Consider the following 20,922-nt stretch of genomic DNA (forward strand, 5'->3'; position numbering starts at 1 on the left):
GACTATCCTAGAGTCACCACATTTCACTCTTTTTGTCAATGCGTAAGTTCTAATCCAGTTTCATTGCATGCACCTATGCACGTTGTAGCTCATGCCAGTTGCCGTTCTAGTTTCGAGGCCAGTAGGTTCACTCTCATCCTAACCAGCACCTTGAAAAGCTTATTGAAAATAAATATCAAGAAGACCTTGACAAGGACAGCGCCTAAACGGTAAAAAAGCATGTTGCTAATAATTCCTATTCAGCTGCGTGACTTGCGTCAGCCAAACTTATACGTTAAGGGGGGACGGGGGATAGCAAGCCAAAAACATAAGCTCTAATCTATTGTCGGAGCCATGCTTAAACAAAAAATAGAATGATTATCGTTCTTGTTTACGGCGATAATCTAGTCACTGTACAGGCTTAGTCTGTACGGTTGTTCGGTAACGTGTGAGGACTCTTAATTCATGTTCAAATACTTTATTCATTCCCTTCTGATTAGCCCAGTCCTGCTGAGTGCTGTGGTGCTGGCAGCTTCTGCACAGACGGCTCGACCCGATCGCGCCCCTGAACAAGCTGCCATACCAACGGCCCCGGCAGCGACACCGCTCGAGGGGACGATCGTGGCAGATGGGAAGCCTATATCTACAACCCCTGAGGCAGCGACGATCGCTCAGGCTGGTTCGACCATCACGCCTGGTGAATCAGACGATGCCGTGGATCAGGTCACTTCTGTTTCTCAGTTAACGGATGTGAGACCGACTGACTGGGCCTTTCAAGCGTTGCAATCATTGGTAGAACGCTATGGCTGCATTGTGGGGTATCCTGACAAAACGTACCGGGGTAATCGGGCACTGACTCGCTACGAATTTGCGGCTGGTTTGAATGCCTGCATGGATCGAATCAACGAACTCATTGCAGCAGGAACGGCTGACCTGGTCAAAAAAGAAGATCTGGCCGTCTTACAGAGATTGCAGGAAACGTTCGCTACGGAACTGGCAACCCTGCGCGGTCGCATTGATACGTTGGAAGCCCGGACTACCACGCTAGAAAAACAACAGTTTTCAACGACCACAAAACTGAATGCCGAAGCCATCTTTGCGGTAGCTGGTGTGGCGACAGGGGATACGGTTAACGGTAACGCGGTGCAAAAGAACACCGTTCTGGGCGATCGCATCCGGCTTAACTTCGACACCAGCTTCAACGGCGAAGATTTGCTGCGAGTGCGGCTACAAGCACTCAATTTACAGCCCTTCTCATCAAACGCTACATTCACGCCAGAAGGCGATCTTCGGCTCGCTGCCTCTCCTGATGGCACAAACACCATTGGTATTGATGCCTTGCTGTACCAGTTCAAGCTGGGCGAAAAGACCTCCATTGTGCTGGAAGCAAATGCAGGCGCGATCGATGACTTTACAGACACGATCAATCCCTTTTTGGATGGGGATGGTGGCAGTGGTGCATTATCTCACTTTGGCACCCGCAACTCAATTTACTACTTGCTCAACGGTGCTGGTATTGGTATTAAGCACGAATTTAGTGAAAAGCTAGAGCTGAGTTTGGGCTATCTGGCAAATGATGCCTCAAATCCAGGTTCCGATAGTGGCTTATTTAACGGCCCCTTTGGCGCGATCGCCCAACTCACGTTTAGACCCTTCGAGCCACTGGCGATCGGGCTAACCTACATCCATGCTTACAACAACGACTTCACAGCAAACGGCAGTGGCGGCAGCAACAATGCCAACCTCAGCAATCTGGGTAGCGCGTTCAATAGTGACTCGTTTGGGATCGAAGCCTCGTTCAAATTCAGTCCTAAAATTGTGCTGAATGGTTCGGTTGGGTATACCAATGCCAATGTGCTGAGCGGCACTAGAGGCAGCGTAGACATCTGGAACTGGGCAGTGGCGCTGGCGTTTCCCGATCTCTTTCGGAAGGGAAATATTGCAGGCATTATCGTCGGGATGGAACCTAAAGTCACCAACGCCAGCCGCCGCCTGAACTTTTTGGAAGACAGTGACACGTCTCTCCACGTTGAAGGCTTTTACCAGTTCCAACTGACCGACAACATTGCCATCACACCGGGACTGATCTGGCTTACAGCACCGGATCACAACAGCAGCAACGATGACATTCTCATTGGTGTGATTCGCACGACGTTTGTTTTTTAAGAGCGGTCAGCAGTCAGCGGTCAGTGGAGAAGTTTTGAGTTTTGAGTTCAAACAGCCATCAGCCGTCAACTATCCAAGAAAAGCGGTCAGCGATTCGATAAAAGCTGGTACGAGAGCGGTCAGCCTGGAATTTAAAGCTGATAGCCATAACTGATAGCTGATAGCTAAAAACCAAACCTTTGCCACATCTTTCCTGAGTCGCTGTACTCTAGGGAAAGTTTGGCATGCAAGCTGTCGCAAAGGCACCACATGAGAGGTACAGGCCCGATCGTGGCATCAGAGCAGAAGGCAACGCAGCAGGGTTCGACGCTACGACGCTTTTTGCAATATCTACGCCCTTACCAGAAAGAGCTACCGATCGCGATCGGGCTGGTTACTGTTGGAGCCATAACACAAGTTGTTGGGCCGTTTCTGCTGGGTTGGTCGATCGACCATTTGATTGCAAAAGGCAATTTGTCCGGGCTGCTGCTGCTGCTGGGCTTGTTGGGATTAGTCTATTTGATTGGCGTTTGGGCCATTCGGGGGCAGATCTGGCGGGTTGGCTTCATCATGCAGCGACTGCTGGCCCATCTGCGGCAGGATATTTTTACCAAAATTCAAAGCTTGCCACTGGGCTTTTTCGATCGCAGTGAAGCTGGGGATCTGATGAGCCGTCTGTTGAACGATGTCAACACGGTCAATCAAGCCTTTGGGCAGACGATCGCGCAGATGCTAGGCAATACGTTTAGCTTGATCGGGATCGTTATTGCGATGCTGACCATTAACCTGCAACTGGGCTTGCTGAGCAATCTGGTTGTACCGTTGATGATTTTCACCACAGGGCTGTTTGCACGGTGGGCACGCGCCCGCTTCCGGGTGACGCGCCAGACGATCGGCGAACTCTCTGCCAGACTGGAGGAGGATATTGGCAGCGTGCGAGAAGCTCAAGCCTTTAATCGCGTGCAGATAAACATTCGAGAATTCGACTTGCTGAATGCAGCAAATCGGGATGCTAATGTGCAGGCTGTGGCGATTACGGCGGCCTTTCTACCGTCGATCGATTTTCTCAATACGTTGGCAACGGCGGGTGTACTTGCCTATGGTGGGTATCTTGCTGTGACGGGAGCCGCGACGATCGGGGTGGTGACGGCCTTTTTGCTCTACGTCCAGCAGTTCTTTCGTCCCATCCAGATTCTCAGCCAGTTTTATACCCAGGCACAGTCGGCGATCGCCGGCTTGGAGCGGATCTTCTCCCTGCTGGATGAGCCATCGTCACTGAATGATGCGATCGATGCTACCCAAATGCCTCCCATTCAGGGCAACGTCACCTTTGAACAGGTGTCTTTCGGCTATACGCCCACCAAGCTTGTCCTCAATGGCGTTGACCTGACGGTGAACCCTGGACAAATGATTGCGCTGGTTGGCCCTACAGGTGCAGGGAAGAGCACATTTATTAATCTGCTTTTACGCTTTTATGATGTTTCGGGTGGTGCAGTCAAAATCGACGGGATTGATGTCCGTAGCGTGACGCAGGCCAGCTTACGTCGTCAGATTGGCATTGTTCTGCAAGACAATATTCTGTTTAGCGGCACGGTGGCTGAAAATATCGCCTTCGGTAAACCTCACGCTACGCAGGCTGAGATTGAAAATGCCGCTCAACTGGCAAATGTGCATGAATTTATCACGTCACTGCCTCAAGGCTACGCCACTCAATTGGGTGAACGGGGTGCGCCTCTGAGTCAGGGACAGCGGCAGCTGGTTAGTATTGCACGCGCCGTTTTGATTGATCCTCGCATTCTGATTCTGGATGAGGCGACCAGCAGCATTGACACACGAACAGAAGCACTGGTGCAGGATGCGATCGCCCGTCTGCTGAAAGGCCGCACCAGTTTCGTGATTGCTCACCGCCTTAGCACTGTCACGCAAGCGGATCAGGTTTTAGTGATTCAGCAGGGGCAAATTGTGGAACGAGGCACCCATGCTGAATTAGTGGCGCAGCAGGGTGTTTATGCCAATTTGTATGCGCTTCAACTCGGTGCAACCAGCACCTAAAACAGCGCCTTGTCAGCACTCGTTTTAGCGGGACTGCGCCAGTCGCCATGAGTGGGTACAAAGTCAGCCGAAGACGATCTCACCTTATCGATTCTGTGTTGCTCGCCAAGTGTGCTTGGTGGCTTTCACGGTGTTCCCTGTTTTGCCACCAAGCTCTACGTCAACAGTATGCTCTAACTGCAAATAGGCTCGAATGCGCGAGAGCAGTTCATTAAGGTCGATCGGCTTGCTAATGAAATCGTTTGCCCCTAACTCAAGCCCTTGTAAAGCGCTTGCTTTATCGTGAGCTGTAATGAGCAAGATCGGCATGGCAGGTAAACTCTCATCCTGCCGGATGCGCTGCGTCACTTCGTAGCCAGTCATATCGGGCATCATGACATCCAGCAAGATTAAATCGGGAGGTGAAGCTTTGACTTTATTGAGAGCAATGCTCCCGCTGGTTGCGACATCCACAGCAAACCCTTCAGCTTCTAAGATTGTTTGCAATAGAAACAAATTGTCTGGGATATCATCAACCGCAAGCAACCGATACGCTTGAGTCGGCTTATTTGTAAACATGGTGGCAAGAGCCTTAAAGCTTAAAGAATTTTTACTCAACTGCTTAATATCTAACCTTGACAGCCTGGAAGTGAGGTCTAGCCAAAGAAGTATTTCAACATCTGCATTCAACTTCTTCCGTTTCTCTTAAGCTATGGGCGGTCGTTGTAGCGCGTGGGATAGCGGGAGCAGGGGGCGAGATGCTGCCAATCATATGTCTTGATAACTGATGACAGCCTCTAGAGGTCACTGATATCTGTCGCACAAATGACGATCGCGATCGGCAACCATTGGGTTGGTCTGTAGATATCCTTGCATCCAGCTACAGCCAAGGTTTATCAAACGATCGAGGCTCAGGTCATCCAGATTCCACACAATCACACGGGTATCATCACTGGCTGAGGCAAGCGTTTTACCATCGGGGCTAAAACTTAGGCTCCATACTCCTTTTTGATGCCCCATTAGGGTGGTCATCAGAGTGCCGTCCAGCCGCCAGAGAAAAATCGTGCCTTTATCATCCGCTGCTGCCAGTAGAGGTTCATGGGGGTGAAAAGTGACAGCGCCCATTTGAGCGGTGCGATCGCCCAGCGTTGTCACCAGCGTGCCATCCCGTCTCCAGAGCTTGACAGTACCATCGGCACTTGCGGCTACCAGGTATTGACCGTCCGGGCTAAAACTCACCCTATACAGGACAGAGGTTTTATCACTCGTCTCTTTGAGCGTCATGATCGGGCTACCATCCAGTTTCCATAGGCGCATGGTGCCGTCTTCTCCAACCGACGCAAGCTGTTGACCATCGGGGCTAAAACTAACGCTGTAGATATAGCCCGTGTGTCCTTTGATTGATCGCACTAAGCTGCCATCTTGCCGCCAGAACTGCACTTTGCCAACGGCATCGGCAGTGGCGATCGTCTGTCCGTCGGGACTAAAGGCAACATCTTGAAAATTCTTTCCCTTCAGGGTAGCGATGCGTTTACCGTCCGGCTTCCAGAGCTTGACCGTATTGTCGTTGCTGGCTGAGGCAAGCATTTGACCGTCGGGGCTAAAGATCGCAGTATTGGCGCGATCGTCATGGTGGGCAACCGTGTTGATGAGCGTCCCGTCGCGCTGCCACAGTTTTACCGTCCCATCTGTATTCGCAACGATGATGCGCTGACCGTCGGGGCTAAAGTGAGCAGTGTTGGGGATGCGATCGAAGTCATTCGAGTCTTTAGTGACGGGGTTATGCAGCACCGTGATATGAGAATTCTTGGTGCGCCAGAGCTTAATGGTGCTGTCGTGGCTGGCAGAGGCAACCACTGCCCCATCGGGACTAAAGCTGAGATCTGCGATCGCATTCCGATGCCCGGTCTGCGTCGTCAGCAGCGTGCCATCGGGTTGCCACAGCTTGACTGCGTAATCTTCACCCCCGGAAACCAGCAGTTTGCCATCGGGGCTATAGCTCAGCGCTCTGACTCCATCGCTTAATTGGGTGATGATTCTGATCAGCGTGCCATCCCGTCGCCACAACCTGATCGTTTTATCTAAGGCACCCGACGCAAACACTTGTCCATCGGGGCTAAAGCTCAGAGCAATGACCTGTGCCTGATGCCCTTTTAAGGTTTTGATGAGTTTGCCATCGCGCTGCCAGAGTTTGATGGTGTTGTCATCGCTGGCAGTGGCAATGGTTTGTCCATCGGGGCTAAAGCGCACGCAGTTCACCCGCTGACCATGCCCCTTTAAGGTCGCAACCAGGGTGCCATCCGTGCGCCACAGTCTGCTCATGTTATCGTCTCCACCTGCGGCAAACACTTGTCCATCCGGGCTAAAGCGAACGGTGCGAATTCCGGCTGGAACCTGTAGTGTTTTCACTAAGGTGCCGTCCGATCGCCACAGCCGCACGGTCTTATCCAACCCGCCTGAGACGAGCCACTGACCATCGGGGCTAAAGACGACACTGGAGACCGCATCGGTATGGTCTTTCAGCGTTTTAATCAACCTACCGTCACGCTGCCAGAGTTTGATGGTGCGATCGCCGCTGGCAGTCGCAATGGTTTGTCCATCGGGGCTAAAGCTAACCCCACCCACCCAACCGATATGTCCCTGTAAGCGATTTTGCTCTTGCACCCAGAAAACAGCTTGCGTCAGGACGGGCGTAACGTTATCTGTGAGGGCGCGATCGCCCCTGGCAAACCTTGCTTGTTGCAGCGCTATGCCAGCACGTAGCCCTTGCAAGAGTGCTTCAAACTTGCGATCGGAGACAAAGCGGGCATCTGATGACGAGGCCAGTGCTGCAATTTCGCCCCGTAGCGCTTGCTGACGACGATACTCGGCAATGACCGCAGAAACGCTGGTCAACACGAGAGCAAGCAAGCCGATCGCAAACATCGCGGTTCGTCGGCGTGCCTGCACCTTTTGCCGTGCCGTTTCCATTAAACGACTGAGGCTAATGTATTGCCGCTGGAGATCGGTGGGTAGCGGCTGCTTTTCCGTTGCTTCCGCTAGCCATTGTTCAACGGTTTCTAAAAAACTGCCGCGCAAGAGAAAGCTCTGCTCCTGGTGATGTTGTAGCCACTCATCCGCTCGTATCGCCACCCGTGTATGCAGTTGCACATGCTTGAGATCGGTGTCGATCGCCTTTAACAAGCCCTGAAACGCCTGATCAAAATCATCCGTTTCACGAAAGGGAAACCAGTTAATCTCACCAAGCTCTAATTTGATAGTCGTGTGTGCGGCTTTATCAACATCACGGTGAACAATTGGCAGCAGTCGCTTATTTTGGGCGATCGCGCACTCTAGTTCTTTATTGCATTCCAGCGAATCAATGGAATCAGGGCTGATCACAAACAAAAATGCATCGGCTGACAAAATGCCTGTACGAATTTCTTCGCGCCAGTGGGCATAGGGTGGAATGTCTTCCCAATCAACCCAGACGCTACGATTGCTGGCGACAAACGCATCGTACAGCTTCCGCACAAAGAACTTGTCACGTCGAGAATACGAAATAAAAATGTTACGCCGCCCCTGCTGAAGCTCAGAGGTCGTCAAGGATTGATCAACCGCGATCGAAGCATTAGAATCCATGAGTTGTTTGGGGGCGATGCTGCTAGGACAAAGAAGGATTCTTAAATCAGCCGCTGTTTTCTACAGTGCTTCATGAACATTACTTTGCGTTTTTAGCTGAGGGCGATCGCTTTTGTGGGTTGCCCGAATTTTTAGGGGCACCAACGGAAGGTCGCCGCCACTGTGGCGGTGGTGTACACTCTGTAACCACTCTGGATGGGTTCGTGCTAGCAGCGTTTGTGTCAATGTCATTGAAGAGATAGCCCTGAATCGCAACCGTCTCGTGGAACTCCCAATAATAACCTAAGGGCAAACCCTGGCTTCTGGCAAAAGCGTCAGAACGGTTGCCTACACTTACAATGTAAAACCACAACCCCTCAGTGCTTCTTGGTGCTTGATCGTCGTCTGCAAGTTTTATGACAGACGGTTCACCAGGTTTGCCAACTTCAGCAAGTAGCTGAGAACGATTACTAGGTTCTTTATATACTTTGGCGGTGCCATTCAGATCACAGTACCAGCCTGGATATCCCATTGGTGCTACAGGAGTAGATGAGATAGGGCTAGGAGAAAGTTTAGTAGCAGGCTTTGAGACCCTACCACAACCGCTCAAAATACTAAATGCCACAGCTAGCAACATCGGCAAGAATAAGTCGTGCTGCATTACACATCGTTTCACCTTAAGTAAAACACCTGTTTTTAACTAGTGACGAGATTGTACCTTAACCAAGGTATAGCTATGCTTTCTCCTGCCTTATGCTTTTTTCACAAACGATAGGCAACGCAGTCCATACTCTCTCGCAATCTATGCTCTAGCCGTGTCAGTTATCCTCCAAGCCTAGTATCCAAACTTCCGGACCATTCAGTGTTGCACAGAATTAAAGGACTGGCAGCTAGAGAACTCTGAACCAGAAAGATCGAAAGAGTAGCGGCGATCGAAGCTTTAGAGTCCATAATTCAAGTTGAGAAGATGCCGCTCTAACTGGGAAAAACGAACTTAAGCGCTGCCTATCGCTGGTAACGTCTTTGTGGAGCACCGGAGCTACTATAACTTTTAATCGTCGTTGTCCAGGCTTCAGTAGACGGTTGGGAAGCTGGAATAGACAAAGGAACTGGTTTAGATGCAGCACAGGCGACGATCGCACTTGATGACTGCTGTGGAGTTGCCTTTAGGTCATTGAAAGCATAGCCTGAAAGCGGTTGAGACACTCCAGAAGCGTAATTGACCTGCGCCACATGCAGCCATGTCTCATTGCCATCGCCCTCTGCAAGAACAAGCTGTGTTTGTTTACCCTGTGTAAACACCGTAGCCGTCTGCTTGGCGGTCTCACTGGGCTGCTCGTAGAGGATGATGGAGCGGGCGATCGCACAGGTTACTACACCCCCTTGGGGGCGCTCTGCCGTCGGCAGCAAGGTTTGCAGAGTCGGTTGCGGCGTTGTATTAGTGGCAACCAGAAGATTTTCGGCAAAGGCGATCGGGCTGTTGAACCCACTGACAAGCAATAGCAAGATGCCTGTGAACAATAGCCGTAAGAATCTGCTTTGTATCAGGTAACGCATCGTTTGACTGGGGTAGAGCACTTGACGTTGTGAAGGCGATCGGGTGTTCACGCAATTGGCTTACACGCCAGTCTCAGCATACGGCAAAGTTATTGATGGAGGAATAACCAATCTATATCGTAATAATTTAGCTGAGTGACCTCTTGGCTGCTTGCGAATGAAGTTTCTGAATCATTGGGATGCTAATTGATTGGCAGCGATCGTAGGTGCGTATTTACTCATAGCAAAGCGACAGCTATGGCTGATTGCACAGTCGCTTAACAGACAGTTTAGAAAGCTAGTGCCGTCGCCTGCGTTGAGGACTGCCACCTGCAGAAAAAGGAGATACCACCTCACATCTTTTGATCGCGTTGGGTTGATTCTTGGGAACCGCCTGCTGGTCATCAAACACATACCCTGACAGCCGTTGAACCTGGTCTTTTCCGTTGACGGATCTGTTCACCGTATAAACATGCAACCAGCCTGGATCTCCAAAGGCCGCCTCTACGATGGCACCCGCTATGCTCACGTCTACTTCTTTTTCTCCTACTTCAATCTTAGCGATACGTTCGGCAGCCAATTTTGGCTGTTTGTAGACGTTGACTGAGCGATTAAGCCAACAGGTAAATGAAACTGATGAATCTTCTGTCTCGTCTGAAGGTGACGAGGTAACCTGGGGTGGCTTTGGTCGTGTCAAAGGCTGACGGCTCTGAGCATTACTTGGGTTGTCTGAACCCTTACCAGCAGTGTCGGTGGGAGATTTAAAGCTTGGCTCAACAATGCAGCCATGAACAGCGTTGGAGGTACTCGCTGGGGTTGCGACCCGATCGTTCAACACGTAACCTGAGAGCGACTGACGCTTGCCCTGCACATCTCCTTCGACCACATGTAACCATTGATTGCTGCCGCTACTGTCTTCTGCAAGGGTGAGTTGAGTAAACCCGCCAAGATTCTGCACCGTACCGATGCGCGCCGATACCTTACTGGGCGTTTGGTAGACATCTATAGAGCGGGTGATAAAACAGGTTGTTTTGTAACGGGGAGGCGTGGATTGTGGTGTTGATGTTGCTGCTACAGGCAGACGTTGCGCCGTTGCGATCGCAGGGCTAACTGCCCATGCTAGAAACAGCAGCAAGAAACTAAGTCGTATCGGCTGACACATGATGACCCTGAGTAAATCGCACGCCTTCAACCAAGCGATCGCGACGCGACGCGAACCTCGGCGTATCATTAAATTACTCTGAGAAATATAAAACGCGCAAGTAGCAGACGCACCCTGTTTTCGATACGTCTTCACGCCGCTAAATAACGTTAATAGCTCCTAAACAAGCGTGATAACAGTTACTTCGGGAGGGCAGAACAAGCGACCAGGGAGGTATGTGCCCAAGCCTCGGTTGACATAAAGGCGATTATTGCCAACAGTATGTAAGCCCTGTGCCCATTCCCAGTGTTTCGAGACGCGATCGCACTCTTTCATCCAGGGCACGAACCGTCTGGTACGTCTTGGCAGCTTCCGGTAGGTTTTAGAAAGAAGCTGTGAAGCATTCCCCACACCTGGAAAGACCACCTGACCGCCGTGCGTGTGCCCAGAAAGTTGCAAATCGACCCGCCAGTTTTGCAATCGAGTTGCCGTATCAGGATTATGGGCCAGGACAATACGAGGAACATTGGGATCGATCGCGCCCATCACGGGCAGGGGATTAAACGAGGCTGACCAGAAATCCGCTAGCCCAACGAGTGCCAGTCCATCACCAAAGGGATACACGACCTCGTTCCACAACACCTGAATGCCGATGCTGGTAAGGGCTTTGGTGACTTCGGGGCGCGATCGTCGGTAGCAAATATCGTGGTTGCCCAACACCGCGTAAATGCCCGATCGACTTTGCAATCCCTTCAGCCAGGGCACTAAATGATGAATCGCGGCAGGATCGGTCGTGACGAAATCACCTGTAAGCACGACTAAATCAGGTTCCAGGGCATTGCTCGACTCGATCGCCTCTGCCAGCATACGCTCTGAAAGCCGAATGCCATCAAAGTGAAAATCGGAAAACTGGGTCAGTGTCACGCCCTGAAGGGTTGGCGGTAGATCGGCGATCGCTAGCCGCAGTCGTTCTACCGTCAGAGAGCCTGTCAACAGTTTGTGCATAGGGCGTGTTACAGCGGTGGTTGATTGGGTAAGCGACAGTCCTATGAATATAGTCTCTCCAGCTTAGAAGGGTTTACCGAGACTTAACCATGGCAACTCGTTCCCTGGCTTCAAGGCGGGAGACGGCGGTTAGCAGAAACAGCGTTGTCTGCTGATACTGGAGCGGCAGGGCGATCGCAGAAGGGGTTAAGGTTGACACGATCGCCATCTTTGTAGGGGCATGGGGTGGTTGCCAGGGGTGCAGATGCCAGGATTCTGGCTGAATGGCGGGCTGTCGTCGAAGCCGTTGCCTTGGTTTAGTCTGTTCCGCGATGGACATAACGAATACTACCAGCAGGAATGATAGGAGCAGCCCCAAACTCAGGCGGTGCTCTGGATCGGACAGCGAGAATCCGCGCGAAATCTGTTCAATGGCTGGAGCTTCGGCAAATTGCCAATCCGTTTTTGGCGGCACAACTTGTCGAAGTTCGGCCCGTTTGGCGACGTACAGGTTTAGATTATCTGTGGCAAACCTTAACTCCAGATTAAGTGCGTCATATTGTCGTGACAGTGCCGCCCACTGCTTGATCTGCTGGGTGATTTGCGCCTCCGTTTGTTCGATCGCCTGCTGACTCACCTCCAACATCTGTACCTGGTTGGCAGCCGTTGCCCATTCTAAAAGCGTTTGCTGCTGCGTGACCTGTGTGTAGTCGGTTGTCTTGTTAGCCTGGAAGTCGGCGATCGCCTGCGTGCGACGGGCGATGATAGGTTGCTGTACCGCTTCGGTCATCTGCCCTGCTACCTGCTGATAACGCTGCTTCAGACTTTGTAGCGGCATGGCGTTGGGCTGCGGACGGGCCAATTCAACCGTAATCTGGTTTGCGATCGTCCGAAATTGAGCCAACAACGTCTGATAGCGATCGTTCTGCTGTAGCGCCTGCTCCATCACGCCCGTTTGCGGCTGACCAACGTATTCGGCAGCCCGCTTTTCTAAAATGGCAAGCTGCGTGCGTGCTTCTGTCAAACGCCTTTGGAGATCGTGCCGCTGTTGGGTGATCACATCACTGCGTTGCGCTAACTGCTGCCCCAGTACGGCGGGTTCTGTGAGGTCGTGTTGCTGTTGAAACTGGTGCAGCGTTTGTTGGGCGATCGTCACCTGCTCTTGCAGATGGGGCAACCGTCGCTCCACAAAGGTAAGTTCACGGCAGAGACTGGTGCGGCATTCCTGGCTGTATTGCAGATAGGCGTGCGATACCTTTTGCAGCACTGCCTGCACTTTTTGAGGGTCTGCATCCTGATAGGTAATCTCTAGCGTCGGTTCGCCATCACGGTGCGCAATCTCTAACTTCTGCGAGAGGGTTTCGTAGGTCAGGTCGGCGTACCGGGTCTGGAGTTGCTGCACGACGGGCGAAAGCAGCTTGGGACTCCATAGCACCTGTACCTGGCTGGCGTAATCAAGGCTGGGTGACGCTAGTGCTGCCTGATTAGCAGCCGTTGGAGCCGCAGATGCGGTTGGGTTACCAGTCGGTTCAACCCGTAGCTGAAATTTTCCTTCGTAGGTGTTGGGTTGGTCAGCCAGGTGAATCAGGCTGGTACCAGCAACCGTCGCGATCGCGGCTCCAGCTAATGCGCCTGTCCGGCGGTTGAGAAAGCTGGGCAGTTTAGGGGGAGCGATCGGGGGAGCAATGGTCGCATCGCCCCAATCCAACGAGACGGCTTTCTGCGAGGGTTGAGGCAACCTGTCTTGTAGATCCCGTAAAGGCAGATCCAGTAAAGACAGTGCAAACAGATCAGCGGTGGTTGGAGCCGATATAGCTTGGGAGGCCGACATTGTTATTTCTACCAAAGGGCGTTTTAACTAAAGGGGTCTTTCAACCCAAGGGGCATTCCAACAGGAGCAACTTAAGCCGAGGTTACACTTCAACCGGGGCAGCACCATTCTGCGAGGCTTCCTTGGCCTGATAGTGATAAGCATAGGGAACCAGCGCCTCTTTACCGCCATTTGCCACCATGCCCAAGACCACTGTTGAAGAAATTTTCAATTCTTCTAGAGCCTGATTTAGGGTGGGGCGCTTGGTTTTGCCCAGCCGCACGACGAGCGTTAAGCCATCGGTTTGAGAGGCAATCAGGCTGCTATCGGCTAGCCCAACCAGCGGGGGCGTGTCATAAATCACCAGGTCAAACACCATCCGAAAGCGCTCCATTAACAGACGCATTTTGCCCGATGTGAGCGTCTCTGTTGGGTCAACCACCGTTTGCCCTGCTGTCAGTACCATCAGGTTGTCACGCAGAGGGGATTGCTGGAGCGCCGCCCTCACATTGGTGTTGGTGGTCATAATTTCACTCAGCCCCAAATGATTGGGCAAGTCCATTTGGTGATGCACTTGAGGGTGGCGCAAATCGGCATCGACTAGAAGCACTCGTTGACCCATTGCGGCAGCAGCCAGTGCCAGGTTGACCGCGATCGTCGTTTTGCCATCGCCAGGTTCGGGCGAACTGATGGTGAGTGATCGCACCGAGGCATCGGGACGCTGCAAGCAGATGTTTTTGTAGAGCGATCGAAACGCTTCTACAAACGGTGAGGCGGCAAGGCTGGATGCAGGTTGCCTATCAGCGCTAAACATCGCTCGAATTTCTGGCAAGTCTAGCGTGGATGGATCGGCAATCACGGGTGTTACTTCGCGGGTTGGATGACGGTGTTTGCGTTTCAGTAAGGGTAGTTTTGTGTACCAGGCTGGCTGAGGCGTGGAGCGATCGGGGTCTAGGGGAATAACCCCCAGAATAGGCAATCTGGTTGCCTGCCGAATGTCTTTAGCAGTGTGATAGGCATTGCTGCTGGTATCGGCCAGGAAGCCAGCGATGATCCCCAGGGCCAGACTCAAAAAGATGGATAGACCGATGTAGTTCAACAGTGCACTGGAAGCCACGTTGAGCGGTTCACCTGTTTCGTCTCTATCTAGTGCCGGAGGAGATAGCAGTTCCCAGGGCACGTCTTTTTGCGCCGCATCAATTTGTAGAGCTTCTTGTTTTGCCAGAAATTCATTTAAGCTATTCGTGGCAACGGTCAGTTCGCGTTCAATGTCGGTAAATTGACGGGCCAGTGCCGGGTATTGACGAATGCGGGCATCCACTTCGTTCTTAGAGCGGCTGATCGCCTGATTGCGTGCTTGCAGAAGGGCCAGTTCATCATTCACTTTACCCAGCACCCGTTGAGATTCTTGTTCGAGCAGGCGCTTCAGGTTTTGCTGGCGATCGCGCAGTGCCTGGAGGGTGGGATTGGTTTCGCGCGATCGAGCCGTTTCCAACGCAATTTGGCTCGTCACTTCTTGATATTTACCCAAGAGCGCTTGATATTGAGGCGCTTCGGCCAGCGCTGAGGCTACATCGGCATTATTGACATTGCGTGACAGTGAACTTAATCTAGAGCGGCTTTCTGCCAGCTTCGCCGCTGTATCCATCTGCTGCTGCTCTAGATTACCCGATTGCCCGACGGCCTGTTGACCTTGCGTATCGGGGTTGACAATCACATACCGTTGTCGAAAATCTTGCAACTGCTGTTGCAGGGTATTCACCCGCTGCCGTAGTTTGGGCAACTGTTCGTTGATAAATTTCACGCCCTGCCCAATATTGGTCTGCCGCTGGTCACGGCTGTAGTTCAAATAGCCCGTCGAAAGTAGCTTCAGCATGTACTCAGCGACGGCTGGGTCGGGATCTTGATAGGTGATTTGCAGAATTTTGGTGCCTTCATCCCCTTTTTTGGCATTTTTGGGCAGTACGCGAACAATCGTCAAGCTATTTGACACGCGACCATAGGTCATGTCTGGAAATTTAGTTTGCGCCTCTTTGACAATCGGCTCCAGCAGCTTAGAGCTTTGCAGCACCTGAATCTGCGTGGGGTAATCGAGCGCCGTTGGAGCCGTTTGCAGCGATTCGCCCGGACTTTGCTCTGAGTTGAGCAACAGACGCTTAAATTGTTCTTCAGCGGTGACAGGTTCGACCAAAAGCTGAAACGACCCGGCATACTGAGGCGGCTTTCGGTTGGCAGCCCAGATGGAAAGTGGAATGGAGATAGTCGCGATCGCGATCGCCACTCCCAACACAACCCCCAGCCGACGACGCACAATACTCAACGGTTGGTTGAGGTCAAAGGTGGCTTCATCAGTCTCTAAGCTTTGGGGCGCAAAGGCAGCAGACGGCTTCAGTGAACCATTGGTAGAGAGGGCAGACGGGTGAAAGGGGTTAGGTGTCATAGGGCACGGTATGCATTCTTGCGTTACGTCATGGGCAGCGATCGACGGTGGATGAAACTGCCAGCGTTCACGTAGATCAACAGGGCGCTAGCGGTGCGGCAGCGAATGACACTAAGGCACACCAAAAATCCTCAAGAAACTGGAGACTGAAAATAGGGGGCTGAGGATAGTGCCGAGTGTGTCGGTGACGCTGGTTAAGCCCGATCGGTTTACCACGATGATGTCGTTGTTGCGCATCGCGGGGTTGGTTTGATCATTAATGCCTTGTGCAAAATCAACTGCAATATCGCGTCGCACCACAGTCCCATCAGGATTCAAACGAATGAGTTCCACCCTGCTCTTGCGTGCTCGTCGATTATCAAACCCTCCGGCTGCTAGCAATGCCTGGTTCATAGGGGTGTTGGGCGGTACCTGCACCACACCGGGTTGACGCACTTCACCTACCACATTGACGCGAATCGTATCGGGTGAAAAACTGGCGCTGGCAATCTGAGCGGCTTCTGCTGGCGTAAGGTTGGTGGCCGTTGGAATGGTAATCGTGTCACCAGATTGCAAGATTATGTCCTGTTTTAGATCGCCTGTTTGAACAAGCTGCAACAGATTGATGTCGATCGTTTGTTCGGCTCCCGATCGCGTAGGGCGACGAATTTGAATCCGTCGAATATCGGCTAAGGGCTTGATGCCGCCAGCAATCTGAATCGCCTGCGTAATGGTAGGTGGCTTATCAACGGTATTCGTAGTATTGGGTGTAGAGCCTGGTGCCCCAGCCGCTCCAGTACGCGGGTTGGTGCCCGTCACCTGGTAAGAACCCGGACGAAACACCTCACCGACGATCGCCACATTCACAGGTCTGCCTTTTTCACCCGCAAAGGTGGTATCCGCCAACTGCAACGACTCGGCTGGATTGGGGGTAGCAGCAGCGACAACCGCAATGGAGTCTCCATCTCGCAGCGTCACATCCTGTTGCAAGCTGCCATTTTGTACATAGCTCCACAGGTCAACGGTAATGATTTGCGGCGACCCGATCCGCTGCGGACGGCGAATTTGCACCTGACGCACATCCGCTGCCTGGGTAATGCCACCCGCTGTTTGCAGCGCTTTGGTCAATGTAGGAAACTGAGTGCCACCATCTTGACTCGCTAGCGGTAGGGTATACGTACCGGGACGGCTGACTTCGCCTAACACACCAATGGTGAGCGGACGGGGAGCGAGCAAACTAACCGTGACAAAAGGCCGCTTGAAAAATCGGGCATACCGCTTGGAAAGCTCGGTTTCAGTTTGCTTGATGCTCATCCCCCGCACTGAGACAGTTCCTAAAAGGGGTAGGTTGATCGTGCCATCGACCAGCACTTGCCGTTTGCCATTCTCACCGCTATATTCGGGTACATCAAAGATATCGATTTGGATGCGATCGCCCGCACCCAGGGTGTAAGAACTTTCTTCAAACGGAGCCGGGCTAGTGAAATTGGGGACTCCTCCCTGAGACGGCGACTGGACAGGCAACCCTTGCGTCGCGCTATAAGCCGGACTCGCAGCAAGCACGCATGCCAGCAGCGCAAACCGAGTGGTCAACGGCGTTAAGCGAATGTGGGTCGAAATCACGTCGTACACTCCCAGAAATGTAGAACAGCCAGAAAGTAGTAAACCAGTTGGGGCGGCATTCAACTTGACGGGCGAATGATTGAGATGTTTCAACAAAATCAAGTCTTTTCTAGCAGCTTGGCTAACGTTTGTAGCCCCGTAAAACGATCTACTCACAAAACGCTTTACAACCGGAAACATGCACTTGTTTTACATAAGACTCATGGTTCCATCTCAGTAAATCATCACAGCAGCAGCAGGTATTTCGGCCCATTTGTTGGCTAGCTTAGCGATCGCAAGCTCAGCCATGTTCTCATCCATTCACGTTTCAACGCTGTTCAACTAAATCCGGACAAAAAATCAAAAACTTACCAAGCTAGAGCGTTAGCGGTTAGCTTTCAGCCTATCTAGCACGCCCAGTTTTATTACGCTCAGTTAGACCATTTCCCTTTAAGTGAACTACAGATGATGTACTCCAACCAGCGATGCTACGCAGGTTTGGTCACTCAAAACTCTCTAGCTTGTCGGCGCACAGCGCTACTCAAAACTCAAAACTGGTATTACTTACCAACCAGCGGCCCATCGACAAACCCACTGCCCCACTTGCCTCGATAAAAAACTACAACGTTGTAGCTAGACAGCACAATTTGAGCAAGTCACCAAATTGCTCTAGTGATTTTCCTGATCGTTTGAAGAAACTTTGTACAACGAAATGGAAACGGCGTATTGTTCAAAATCACTTCTTTATAGAAAAACTTCAATACGCTATAAGCACCTTAAGGTCTTAAAAAAGAGACATTTTTTCTAACATTTATTCTAGCTGCAATTTGTTTCTCTATACAGGATTCAGTTGCCAGCACAAACAAGAGACATCTGGAGTCAAACGGCACTGAAATAAACAAAAACCAGCCACCTTTTCTTGTATACCCTTTCTTGTATACCTGAAAGGCTTTAGGGCTTTAAGTCCCAAGTTCTGAAGAACTTTATGGTTCGGTTCTCCTTTTCTTGTAGCTTGCTTCCCAAAGGGCTATGAATTGGGGCTAGGGTCGGTTCAGATCGTTAAGTCAGTACCATTCATCTGAAGTTGTAGTCTGACCATCAGCTTGGAGCTTTTAGCTAGCCAGTTCAGGAATTTTAAGTCTTAACTATGATGCCTCTCAAGAAAATTTTTCTAAAACTCAAGCCTTCTAATCGTGGGCAAAGCCGTTTAATGAAAGCAGGGCTAACCGGAACATCCGGGCTATTGATTAGAGGGCTAAGAATGGCGATCGCCCTCATTTCAGTACCCTTAACTTCTAAATATCTGGGAGCAGAAAGATATGGCATGTGGCTAATCCTAAACAGCTTTTTAGCCTGGGTGATTCTGGCAGATTTTGGTTTAGCAAACAGTTTGAGAAATATCTTAGCAACTGCTCACGGGCAGGGCGACAGGGAGAAGGCAAAAACAGCAGTTTCAAGCGTCTTTGGTCTCATCCTTGTCATTGTTGCACTTGTAGGACTGCTCTTTTGGTTTCTTCATCCTCAAATTGATTGGTCAAAGGTCTTTAACGTTTCTTCTCCTCTTGCTAAAGAAGACGCTAGTTCTGCAATGGTGGTGGTTGCGGCAATCTTTCTAGCTCAACTGATATTGGCAGCCCCTTTAGATATTTATTCGGCCTATCAGGAAGGATACTTATCTAATATTTGGGCAGCTCTATCAACGATCGCGTCTCTGATTGCTTTAATTACTGCTGTGAGCCAGCACGCTAATCTGCCGACTTTAGCACTTGCTGTTTTTGCTACACCGCTGCTGGGTAATGTGGCGGCTGGAATACATTTATATTTCTGGAGTCGTCCGTGGTTGAGACCAAGTTTTACCCACTTCAAATGGGATCAGGCATGGTCTTTATTAAAGGTTGGGTTTCAATTCTGGTTGGGTCAAATTACAGTCATCATCTTGCTACAAACAGATTTATTGGTTGTAGCGCAGCTTTTTGGTGCTGTTGATGTTGCCAGATATGGCGTTGCACTGAAGCTCTTTAGTCTTATTAGTACGATTCAGGGAACGCTAGTCTTTCCATTTTGGTCAGCCTATACAGAGGCATTTTCCAGGCGAGAGTTCAAATGGGTGACGAAAACGTTTAAGCATTCTGTTTTGCTTGGTTTAGCCTGGAGCATTACAACTAGCCTATTTATGGTTATTTTTGGTCAACAGTTCATCAGGTTTCTGACTACCAAAGAAATATCACCTGAACTGGACTTACTCATCAGTATGTCTACGACAACAGTCCTATATGGAATTATGAGTAGCTTTAATATTTTTATGAATGGGATAGGAGAAATTAAGATACAAGCCTTTATTGGCCCACCTTCAAGTATTTTCAATCTCGCCGCTTCCATCCTTTTAGGTCGTTGGATTGGCCCTGCTGGTGTTAGCTTGGCTACTGCAATTACTGTTTTGATAACATTATTGATTTATAGCTATTACATGTCGAAGCGGTGGAAGATGCTTGTTTCTGAAGCTAGTTAGATAAACAGTATTGCTTACAAAAAGAACAATACTTATGCTTCAGATTAGTCCACCCTAAGTTGAAAAGTAATCTTCAGAGGAACTCTAGTATGCAGCTTAATCCATTCGTTAGCGTTATTATCAGCAGCTACAACTATGCTCACTTTCTCTCTGAAGCAATTGAGAGCGTTTTAATGCAGACCTATGCTCACATTGAGGTCATCGTTGTTGATGATGGCTCAAAAGATCATTCGCGCGATATTATTGCTACGTTTGGCGATCGCATCATTCCAATCCTGAAGGAAAATGGTGGTCAAGCTTCAGCATGGAATAGAGGTTTTGCCATTGCTAAAGGCGAAATTATTATCTTTCTAGATAGTGATGATGCTCTCATGCCTCACATTGTTCAGCAAGTTGTTGAGGTCTTTCAGGCTCATCCCACAGCAGCAAAAGTGCAGTATCGCTTGCAGGTTGTGGATGGCAGTGGTCAGCCTACAGGCGATGTCATGCCAGCAAAACATTGCAAGTTACCCAATGGAGATATCAGATCTCAGGTTTTGAAGTTTCCAAACTACTACTGGCCTACATCCAGTGGCAACGCCTTTTCAACTCAGGTATTAAAAGCACTCATGCCGATTCCTGAAGCGCCGTATCGCGTCTCGCCTGATATTTATCTTAATCATTTGATTGCTCTACTAGGTTCAATTTATTCGTTGGAGCAACCAGGAGGATTACTCAGAAAGCACGGTAATAATGCCTCCGCTTACAATCAAATTGACATGATTGAATTTAGACGCAATTTAATTAACACTGCGAAGCTGCATGAAAAGCGACGAGAGATTGCAAAGCTTAATTCAAAAACCCTTGAAAATCGGGACATTAGATTTCTTGTTGGTCGCATGGTCTCTCTCAAACTGGAACCTGAAAAGCATCCCTTTAGTGATCATCTTTTTCTCCTTTGCTGTAATGGCGTGATAACGTGCCTAACTGACCCTGAAGGCTATGCGTATCAGAAAATTTTTCTGACTAGTTGGTTTACCATGATGTTTTTTGTCCCTCGATCGATGGCGCTTTCACTGTCAAATAATCTGATCTTTTCAGGCAGTAGAAAACCCTGGATGAAAAAGCTTTTTTATACCGTGCGTCGAATTTGGAAGCTAGAAGCACAGGCTTGATTTCAAATGTCA

At 50.5% G+C, this 20,922-nt stretch carries 13 protein-coding genes; 4 read left to right on the forward strand and 9 right to left on the reverse strand.

The genetic code is table 11. The features are described from left to right. Window positions 1-444 precede the first annotated feature (444 nt). Window positions 445-2,145 carry an iron uptake porin gene (locus AC5JLP_RS21495; RefSeq protein ID WP_496069998.1) on the forward strand — a complete coding sequence of 567 codons (1,701 nt, stop codon included), beginning with the start codon at window positions 445-447 and terminating at the stop codon, window positions 2,143-2,145. Window positions 2,146-2,394: 249 nt separating this feature from the next. Next, entirely contained in the window at window positions 2,395-4,176 is a 1,782-nt protein-coding gene (locus tag AC5JLP_RS21500; protein WP_496069999.1) for an ABC transporter ATP-binding protein, read from the forward strand. A gap of 84 nt (window positions 4,177-4,260) precedes the next feature. Here the strand turns inward: AC5JLP_RS21500 and AC5JLP_RS21505 are convergent, their stop codons facing one another. The 9 genes from AC5JLP_RS21505 to AC5JLP_RS21545 all read right to left on the reverse strand — a co-directional run bounded on the left by AC5JLP_RS21505 (window position 4,261) and on the right by AC5JLP_RS21545 (window position 17,424). After that, complete coding sequence (locus tag AC5JLP_RS21505; protein ID WP_496070000.1) at window positions 4,261-4,734, reverse strand: response regulator; 474 nt, start codon at window positions 4,732-4,734, stop codon at window positions 4,261-4,263. Between the two features lie 225 nt (window positions 4,735-4,959). Then, window positions 4,960-7,776 (reverse strand): WD40 domain-containing protein, encoded by a 2,817-nt coding sequence (locus tag AC5JLP_RS21510; protein WP_496070001.1) that lies wholly within the window; start codon window positions 7,774-7,776, stop codon window positions 4,960-4,962. 79 nt (window positions 7,777-7,855) lie between these two features. Then, on the reverse strand, window positions 7,856-8,416 hold the full coding sequence (locus AC5JLP_RS21515) for a hypothetical protein (RefSeq protein ID WP_496070002.1): 561 nt from the start codon (window positions 8,414-8,416) through the stop codon (window positions 7,856-7,858). Window positions 8,417-8,760: 344 nt separating this feature from the next. Next, window positions 8,761-9,312 (reverse strand): hypothetical protein, encoded by a 552-nt coding sequence (locus tag AC5JLP_RS21520; protein ID WP_496070003.1) that lies wholly within the window; start codon window positions 9,310-9,312, stop codon window positions 8,761-8,763. 277 nt (window positions 9,313-9,589) lie between these two features. Beyond that, window positions 9,590-10,522, reverse strand: coding sequence for a hypothetical protein (locus AC5JLP_RS21525; protein WP_496070004.1), 933 nt, complete (start codon window positions 10,520-10,522; stop codon window positions 9,590-9,592). 90 nt (window positions 10,523-10,612) lie between these two features. Beyond that, on the reverse strand, window positions 10,613-11,437 hold the full coding sequence (locus AC5JLP_RS21530) for a metallophosphoesterase (protein ID WP_496070005.1): 825 nt from the start codon (window positions 11,435-11,437) through the stop codon (window positions 10,613-10,615). A gap of 73 nt (window positions 11,438-11,510) precedes the next feature. Beyond that, window positions 11,511-13,247: a GumC domain-containing protein gene (locus AC5JLP_RS21535; protein ID WP_496070006.1), complete on the reverse strand. Its 1,737-nt coding sequence runs from the start codon at window positions 13,245-13,247 to the stop codon at window positions 11,511-11,513. A gap of 82 nt (window positions 13,248-13,329) precedes the next feature. After that, on the reverse strand, window positions 13,330-15,666 hold the full coding sequence (locus AC5JLP_RS21540; RefSeq protein WP_496070007.1) for a GumC family protein: 2,337 nt from the start codon (window positions 15,664-15,666) through the stop codon (window positions 13,330-13,332). Window positions 15,667-15,777: 111 nt separating this feature from the next. Then, window positions 15,778-17,424, reverse strand: coding sequence for a polysaccharide biosynthesis/export family protein (locus AC5JLP_RS21545; protein ID WP_496070008.1), 1,647 nt, complete (start codon window positions 17,422-17,424; stop codon window positions 15,778-15,780). A gap of 970 nt (window positions 17,425-18,394) precedes the next feature. Here AC5JLP_RS21545 and AC5JLP_RS21550 point away from each other — a divergent pair. Both AC5JLP_RS21550 and AC5JLP_RS21555 read left to right on the forward strand, forming a co-directional pair. Next, on the forward strand, window positions 18,395-19,756 hold the full coding sequence (locus AC5JLP_RS21550) for an oligosaccharide flippase family protein (protein WP_496070009.1): 1,362 nt from the start codon (window positions 18,395-18,397) through the stop codon (window positions 19,754-19,756). 89 nt (window positions 19,757-19,845) lie between these two features. Continuing rightward, complete coding sequence (locus AC5JLP_RS21555) at window positions 19,846-20,910, forward strand: glycosyltransferase family 2 protein (RefSeq protein WP_496070010.1); 1,065 nt, start codon at window positions 19,846-19,848, stop codon at window positions 20,908-20,910. The last annotated feature ends 12 nt before the right edge of the window (window positions 20,911-20,922 follow it).

Source organism: Stenomitos rutilans (assembly GCF_059505485.1).